The organism is Silvanigrella sp. (assembly GCF_044369315.1).
In the GTDB taxonomy this organism is placed as follows: domain Bacteria; phylum Bdellovibrionota_B; class Oligoflexia; order Silvanigrellales; family Silvanigrellaceae; genus Silvanigrella.
Map to the genome: position 1 here is coordinate 1 of NZ_JBIPMD010000157.1, position 7,918 is coordinate 7,918.

At 30.7% G+C, this 7,918-nt stretch carries 8 protein-coding genes; 4 read left to right on the top strand and 4 right to left on the bottom strand.

Translation table 11 applies throughout. The features are described 5' to 3' along the window. Positions 1 to 112: 112 nt before the first annotated feature. The 3 genes from ACIQ56_RS11935 to ACIQ56_RS11945 form a co-directional block, all read right to left on the bottom strand. On the bottom strand, positions 113 to 814 hold the full coding sequence (locus tag ACIQ56_RS11935; protein WP_397601285.1) for a hypothetical protein: 702 nt from the start codon (positions 812 to 814) through the stop codon (positions 113 to 115). A 290-nt stretch (positions 815 to 1,104) separates the two neighbouring features. Then, complete coding sequence (locus tag ACIQ56_RS11940; RefSeq protein ID WP_397601286.1) at positions 1,105 to 3,114, bottom strand: hypothetical protein; 2,010 nt, start codon at positions 3,112 to 3,114, stop codon at positions 1,105 to 1,107. 34 nt (positions 3,115 to 3,148) lie between these two features. Next, positions 3,149 to 3,502, bottom strand: coding sequence for a DUF423 domain-containing protein (locus ACIQ56_RS11945; protein WP_397601287.1), 354 nt, complete (start codon positions 3,500 to 3,502; stop codon positions 3,149 to 3,151). Positions 3,503 to 3,731: 229 nt separating this feature from the next. Here ACIQ56_RS11945 and ACIQ56_RS11950 point away from each other — a divergent pair, with 229 nt between their 5' ends. The 4 genes from ACIQ56_RS11950 (at position 3,732) to ACIQ56_RS11965 (ending at position 7,157) form a co-directional block, all read left to right on the top strand. Continuing rightward, positions 3,732 to 4,646, top strand: a complete 915-nt coding sequence (locus ACIQ56_RS11950; protein ID WP_397601288.1) for a ParA family protein — start codon at positions 3,732 to 3,734, stop codon at positions 4,644 to 4,646. A 90-nt stretch (positions 4,647 to 4,736) separates the two neighbouring features. Next, on the top strand, positions 4,737 to 5,759 hold the full coding sequence (locus ACIQ56_RS11955) for a hypothetical protein (RefSeq protein ID WP_397601289.1): 1,023 nt from the start codon (positions 4,737 to 4,739) through the stop codon (positions 5,757 to 5,759). Continuing rightward, positions 5,749 to 6,141: a DUF4870 family protein gene (locus ACIQ56_RS11960; protein ID WP_397601290.1), complete on the top strand. Its 393-nt coding sequence runs from the start codon at positions 5,749 to 5,751 to the stop codon at positions 6,139 to 6,141. The genes ACIQ56_RS11955 and ACIQ56_RS11960 overlap by 11 nt, the downstream gene beginning before the upstream one ends. 143 nt (positions 6,142 to 6,284) lie before the next feature. Then, entirely contained in the window at positions 6,285 to 7,157 is an 873-nt protein-coding gene (locus ACIQ56_RS11965; protein WP_397601291.1) for a ThiF family adenylyltransferase, read from the top strand. Between the two features lie 148 nt (positions 7,158 to 7,305). Here the strand turns inward: ACIQ56_RS11965 and ACIQ56_RS11970 are convergent, their stop codons facing one another. Beyond that, positions 7,306 to 7,719, bottom strand: a complete 414-nt coding sequence (locus ACIQ56_RS11970) for a hypothetical protein (protein WP_397601292.1) — start codon at positions 7,717 to 7,719, stop codon at positions 7,306 to 7,308. Between the last annotated feature and the right edge of the window lie 199 nt (positions 7,720 to 7,918).

Consider the following 7,918-nt stretch of genomic DNA (forward strand, 5'->3'; position numbering starts at 1 on the left):
ATTGTAAGCTCAATCGCCCCTTGCTTGAATTCGCTTGTATACCTTCTTTTGGTTAACACCATTTCAACACCTCTTTCCTATAAGTTTTTTTCGGATCTGGGTGTCTACTTTCTTAGGGGAGGATCAGAGGAAACGCAATTGTTAAAGCAACAGAAGAAAACTCTAATAACGTTACAGCCATCATGTTAAATAATTCTGCTTTAGTAAAACATTTATGATATCGAAATTTATCATCCATGTTTCTGCTTTCCGCAATTTTTTTAAACCTTTCATGAAAATGAATATAAAAATGAGTGAAATTTTCTAGTTCATCTTCATTTATAAATTTATTTAATTTATTTAATTTATTTAATTTATTTAATTTATTTAATTTATTTAATTTATTTAGAAAAATTTCATATGAAGAATTTGAAAAAATAGGAGCAAAAGTATTCTCACAAATAATTAAAAATCCATTGGAATCTGTGTGACCTTTGATATTAGACTCAAAACTTGATATTAGTTTTTCATGTATATCAGCAGTTTTCATATTAAAAGCAATCGCTTTTAAGTTATCTCTTTGATTTCGATTTGCATAAATTTTTTCCAAATACCGAACATCATTTTCATTTAAAAAAACTATAGATGAATAGTATGCTACGCATAATTCTTTAAAAGAAGAATAATAAAAATAGAGCTCACTGGGGTCTAAAATAACTTCTTTCAAAATTTCTTCTTTTGAAATTTTATTTTTGTAAATTTTCTTTTGTTTCTTTTTTTCGAGTCTTTTTGCTTTAAAATCATTGAATCTAGATTCAATTTTTAAATTAGTCATGATTAAAAAATCCTCATAGATCTAATATATTTAAAAATTTAATTCTGAGTGTTATAAAATTTTGGTACCAAATAATAAAATCGCGATATTGAAGTAAAAGCAAAATCTATGCCATATTTGAAAATATTGAATTCGAAATATTTCAAATTCAATATTTCCTATAAAAGTAACTCATTTTAAGAAACAGACTAAATTAAAGTTTTTTTTATTCCTATTTAAATAAACAAGTCCTCTTTAAAAAGAGGACTTGTTTATTTAAATAAAGCATTCGAGATTTTATTAACTTTTCATTACTCGGACATTAAAAAGATGACAGGACGAACATCGTCTTCTTCGGTAGATTCCCAATACTGCACAAGTACTTTATATGTTAAAATTCCTATTTCTCCTTCACCAAATAAAACATAAAATATAGCCTGTTCCATTGCATTTTTACGTGCGAGACCAAGATATATTGCAATAGGATCTATTTGTTCACTGATATAAGCAACTGTATTGGGAATAGCAACGGCTCCTGAGACTTCAATTAAATAATTATTTGCATTATTATTCATTCTTAAAACTTTAATAACTAAAGGAGTCTCAAATTCACTTCGATCATCTCTAAGTGAAATAGTTAAAAAAGCCAAAGGAGCTTCACATTTATAATGTTCCTTAATTTTATCTTCTTTGTGTTTAAACCATTTTTTATCTCCAAATGAAATTGGCACTAAATTAACTTTTTTATTTTTAATTTCTTCCCAAAGTTTTTCAGATTCTACACCAACTATATTATGAGACTCTACCCTCAATTCAAAGGCACGACGCCATCGACTTATGGCACTTGCTAATAAAATGGCGATGAAAAAGATAAAAGCAATTACTAAGCCATCAGGTCGAATTTTTATATTATCAACTAGGGTATAAGTAAACACCAAAGATACTAAAAAGAAATAAATCATTTTGAATCTTAATTTTTTTGAAGATTTAACTTTAAGTTCTTTCTTAATAGATAAAGTAACAGCAATTGCTGCAGATAAAATAAGAGCTAAAACACCCGTAGCATAAGCACCTGCTTGGGCATTTACATTTGCATTAAATACTACCAGAATAATTATACTAATTAAGGTAATAATAACGACCAAAGGTCTTCTAAATGAAGCCCATTGAGGAGCCATACCAAAACGTGGTAAATAACGTGGAATAATATTTAATAAACCAGCTAAAGCAGAAGACCCTGCAAAACCTAAAATAATGATTGTGCAAAAATCATATACTGTTCCATACCCATTCCCAATATATTTATGAGCCAAAAAGGATAGAGCCCTTCCTGAAGCTTCTCCGCCATCTGCGACTTGTGATTGCTTTAATAAAATAGAAGTAACAATACTTGAAGTAATTAAATAAGCGGACATAATTAATGCAGAAAATAAAAGCAGATTTTTTGTTCCTTTAATTCTCTCCACAGGAATGGTTGTTTTATTATGATTTTCTTGTAAGTCCGATTTCCCATTTTTAATAAGTGGCATTACGGAAACGCCCGTCTCAAACCCACTCAATCCTAAAGCTAGTTTTGGGAAAGCCAAAGCTGAAATAATAAAGAGACCAAACCAATCCACTTTAAAAATAGGATCTGAAATCCATTGATAAATTAAAATAGGTTCATCCATGATAACCAGAGAAGCCTTAATAATAACAATTAATGTAAGTAACAAAAATGGAATTGTACATAAAATAGCAACTAATATGGCTTCTCTAAAACCAATATAAAATACAGCACCCAAAGCAAGTACCATTATGATAGATATTGCTAAATTTGAGTGCCCCACATAAGCACTAATATAGGGATTTTCAACCATGTGAGCTGCGGCATCGGATGCTGATAAAGTAATGGTGATAAAAAAATCAGTTACAGCAAATGAGATCAAACCAAGAACACAAAACTTTCCACTCCAACCACTCAACAAATTTTCAAGCATTGCGATGGAGCCTTGGCCCGTAAACGATCTTTTAGCAACCTCACGATAGGTTGGCACAGCGCCAAACAAAGTAACTAATACTAAAAGTAACGAAGAAAATGGGGCTAAAGCCCCGACTGCCATTAATGCAATGCCGGGCTGATAAGCTAGAGTTGAAAAATAGTCCACCCCTGTAAGACATAAAACACTAAACCAGTGATGTGTTTTTTCTTGCACATTAGGACCGGTTTTCATTTTAAAATAAAATAATTTAGTTAAAAGAAAAGACACATTTTTTACAAACCTATGTGAATAATTCTTATTTTTTGAGCCAGATTCTTTATCATTTTTACGGAAAATCATGCTACCTCTTTAAATTTTTTTCTTAGTTTCTTTATTAAACGTTAGATTTTTTTTTGATATCCAAAAAAAGAAACGTCCATCCTAATAATAAAGAAACTCCTCCAATCGGAGTAATAGATCCTAAAATCGGCATATTTAAGATTACGAGTAAGTAGAGAGAACTAGAAAATACAAAAGCGCCAAAAGCAAAACAAAATTGTGATCTTTTTTTATTTGTAAAAAAAGAGGATAAAATACCAATAATTACATGTATCATTAAATAAAGGGTAGCTGTCTTCCAAATTTCGAGCATTTCAATTGTTACTTTATCTTTTAATCCATGAGCGCCAAATGCCCCTAAAGCGACTCCAAAAAAGCCTAAAATTGAAAATAGTTTGGGATAAAACATGATAGTTCCTTAATAATAGTCTAAACTTGTGCTGTCAATATTTTGACGCTTTTTTGCTTAGTTACTTAGCAAGCACAGAAAGACAATTCTGTTTATTTGCAAGGTATAATAAAAAAGGTTTTCTTTTTTTAAAAAGAAGCAAAACCCATAACAGGATAAGCATAATGTAGAAACGTTTCCATTAACAATAAACTCTAGATCTTATTTTACCTTGCTTTTAGGAGAAAAAATGACAGAAAAAAAAGTAAAAAGAATTGGTGCTACAAAATCAAATATACCAAAAGCAATGACAAAAATGTATGAGCGTCCCAATTCGGTAAGAATAATTTCTGTTTGCAATCAAAAAGGGGGATGCGGCAAGACAACAACAGTAATTAATATCGCAGCTGGTCTTGCTAAATTAGGTCAAAGAGTACTTGTCGTTGATTTAGACTCTCAATGTAATGCAACAACAGGTCTTGGAATTGATATGAATGATATTGATAAAAGCGTCTTTGAATTATTAGTGGAACCCAAAAAAACAAATCTTGAAGATGTCATTTTAGAAACTCAATATGAAAATCTGCATATTGCTCCCGCTTCAATTGAACTTTCAGAATTTGAAAGCAGAATGGCAGGTGAAATTGGTCGCGAAAACCGTTTAAAAAAAGCATTGCTTCCGCTTCACCCCCTTTATGACTTTATCATTTTGGATACACCGCCAAGCCTCGGTTTACTTAGTGTAAACGCATTAAATGCGGCTAATGAAGTTCAAATTGCATTGCAAGCACACCCTTTTGCTTTTGATGGTTTAAATTTATTATTAGAAACCATAAGCTTAATTAAAGAAGAATTAAATCCGAAGTTAAAAATTTCTGGGCTTGTTGTTACGATGTTTGATTCACGAACAAAACTCTCAAGAGAAATTGTTGATAAAGTAATGAACATCGATTTATTAAAAAATTGTGTATTTAAAACATGTATTCGTCAAAATGTAAAACTCGCTGAAGCGGTGAAAGCTAGAAAATCTGTTTTAACTTATGATCCTTCCTGCACGGGAGCTGAAGATTATTTATCTTTAAGCAAAGAAATATGTTTACAAAATAATAAAATGGATTACCCAATTGTTACTTCTGAAAATAAATTTGATGTGCAAGCGGAATAATTTGATGTGACGTCACATCAGCCTGAAAAAAAATAAATGCTCAATAATGAATTGCTACATCTTCATTTTATATAGAGAGGAAATTGTTTAATGGATATTCAAAAACCTAAAAAAGCTCTTAGGGGTTTATTTTCAAGAACGGAACCAGAGATTCAACCTGAAGAAAATAAACAAACTCAAATAATAAATTTATCCTTACCTCAAAATGAAATCGTCCCAAAATTAGATTCGAATTTAAAACCAAAAATTGAAGAAAAAAATATTTCAACCCATTTAAATACAATGGAAGTTTCATCTCAAGCATCACCTAAAATTGATATTCAATCTCAAGATGCCGCTATTGAAGTCATAAAAAATGAAAATGAAATGGTCGTTTTAGATAGCGATAACACACCTTCAAATCCTATTTTAGAAAAAAAAGATCTAGCCTATACCGTAACTAAAATACAATACAATTTTGAACGCCTTCGCCTAGAAAGAAACAAATGGGATAAAAATGAATATATTTCTTTTTTAAATAGAATTGATAATGCACAAACAGAAGCCTTTTTTTTAAAAGGGAAATTAATTGGAGAAATAAAAGACCGCTTTTATGAAGATAACAAAGTTGGTTGGAAATCATTTTGCGATGAAAACTTAAATATGAATTATACAACAGCTAACCAATATATTCGAGTTGCAGAAGAGTTTGATATCTCTTCTAAACAAAGAACAGATTTTGGTTTTGAGCATTTTAAAGCTTTGCTTCCCGTGCCGAGTGAACAACGTAACAAAATTCTAGAAAATCTTCCAACCAGTGTTAGCGTGAAATCATTAAGAAATATCGTATCTAAGACTCTAGGTAAAGAATCAAATTCATTACATACTAGTACTCCAAAAGTTCATATACGCCATATCACAGAAAATTTAGAAAAAATAAAATTACAATTAGAGTCCCTAAATTTAAACGATTTGGAACAATCAGATAAGTGGAGTCTTTTGGGAGCCTTCAAAAATTTATCCGAAGAAATGTCTAAAATGTCTGAAATGCTTTCAAAACCTCAAGATTCACGCTATCATTCAAAGCACTTGGGCGCGACTTCTGCCCTGATAGAGGACGATTATGCAACATAATGATTATTATAAAAATTCATCACAAAATAATTTGCCTACAAAAAGCATGACCGAAAATGTATCAATGGTAGTATATGTTATGCAACTTATCTCTGTTTTTACAGGCGGTCTTTTTTCTTTAATTCCTTTGATAATCACATACCTTTTCCGAACTCAGGTAAAAGAAAGCTGGCTTGACCACCACTACCGCTGGCAAATTCAAACCTTTTGGTTTGCCTCCATTTTTTATTTTTTGGCTTGGGTCTTTGGCCTCATCCCTTTTATAGGATGGATTTTTTCAATTCCATTATTTTTACTTGCCTCTGCGATTGTCATAGTAAGATCGATAAGAGGCTGGAAACGACTCTCTATACAAAAAGCTCCTCAAAATTTAATAGAATGACAATTCTATTATAACTTTATTAAATTTCTATATTTCATTATTTTAAATCCTTTTAAAAATTTTTGTGGAAAGATTTTTTAAAAGTATCTAAGAAAAGAATTAGGGGAATCCCCTTTCACTTAAAGAATATATAAGGATTTAAAATGGCATTCCGCAATCATCGATTCAGTAGGTTAGAGCTTCTTATTGGAAGAGAAGGCCTTGGAAGATTTAGAAATTTACATGTACTTATCGTAGGAGCTGGAGGAGTAGGTGGTTTTGCAGCCGAAGCCATTGCAAGAGCCGCTGTCGGTAAAGTCACCGTAGTCGATCATGATGATGTTTGTGTGACTAATGTAAATCGCCAAATCCATGCCTTTACAGATACAGTAGGTAAAAAGAAAGTCGATCTATTAGTAGAAAGACTTCAAAAAATAAACCCACTAGCAAGTTACTTTGGCATTGATGAACATCATCATCCTGATAAAAACGATTTTATTTTTGAAGAGGCAGAACGTTTGGCAGGACAACCTGTAGACGCTGTTATTGATTGCATTGACACATTAATTCCAAAAGTAGATTTAATTGCAAGATGTAAAAAGAAGGATATTCCTATTTGGAGTTCCATGGGTTCAGCAAGCAGATTAGACCCTTCCCAAATTAAATGCGCCGATATTTCAGAAACAAAAAATGATAAATTTGCAAAACAAATACGCTTAAAACTTCGAGAAGTAGGAATTACAAATGGAGTTCGAGTTGTTTATTCAACCGAAGAAGCGATAGACCCTGAACAAGCTGTTCCTGGAACAGAATGGAATTGTATTTGTCCCACAATTGAAAAAGAGTTTGGAGCATGCCAGCATAAAAGAGTCATGCTTGGAACCATCAGCTATATTCCTCCCATTTTTGGAATGTGGCTTGCTGGAGACCTATTACAGCACTATTTAAAAGGAATTGACTTTAAAAACAGAGATACTTTTGAAAAAGTACCAACATATGATGAATTTAAAAAGGTTTTAAAGCTTGGACAGGGATAATTCCATTTGATGTGACGTCACATCCTTTTTTAGATATATATTTCCTATGTCAAAAGTAATGTCATTATTTTGACATAGGAAATATATGCCCAGCAAAATTCGAAAAATTTCATTTAAAAACCACAGAAAAATTATTAAAAATATCTCATTATTTGATCTTTTCTTTGATTAAAATCGTACCTTCTGAATAAGGTGAAAGTTTAAAAACACGATCCGTTTTAATAATTCTCAAATGCTCAAATATTATTTTTACTTCCATATTTTTAGATTCAAAATGCAAGGTCATATCTTTCAAATTGTAGTTTTGATTTTCATTTGCTCCTACTTTTACTCTAACAGAATTTAAATTATTCAAAAAAGACTCTAATGGAATTGAAATCATTAATTTTTGATCTTTATAAAGAGACAATTCGGATTTTTCTTGATCCATTTCAAGATTATAATTTTCAATAGATATTTTATTTTTATTTTCATGAAAATAAAATTTTAATAATATTTCATAATTATGAATATCTAAAGGAATACTATTTAAATTTAAATGAAAGAAAAACTCATTACCCAATAATTCCTTTCCTAATTCATGCGCATATTTTATTCCAATTCCATTTAAAAGTATTTTAGTAGAATCAATAGAATTAGGTATTTTGATCTTCCCCCAATTTTATAGACACAATTAACCGACCTTTTTCATTGGTCTAGTTATTTCAAATATAACTGGAGACAGATATCCATTCGACGAATGCTTTCTAACACGATTGTAG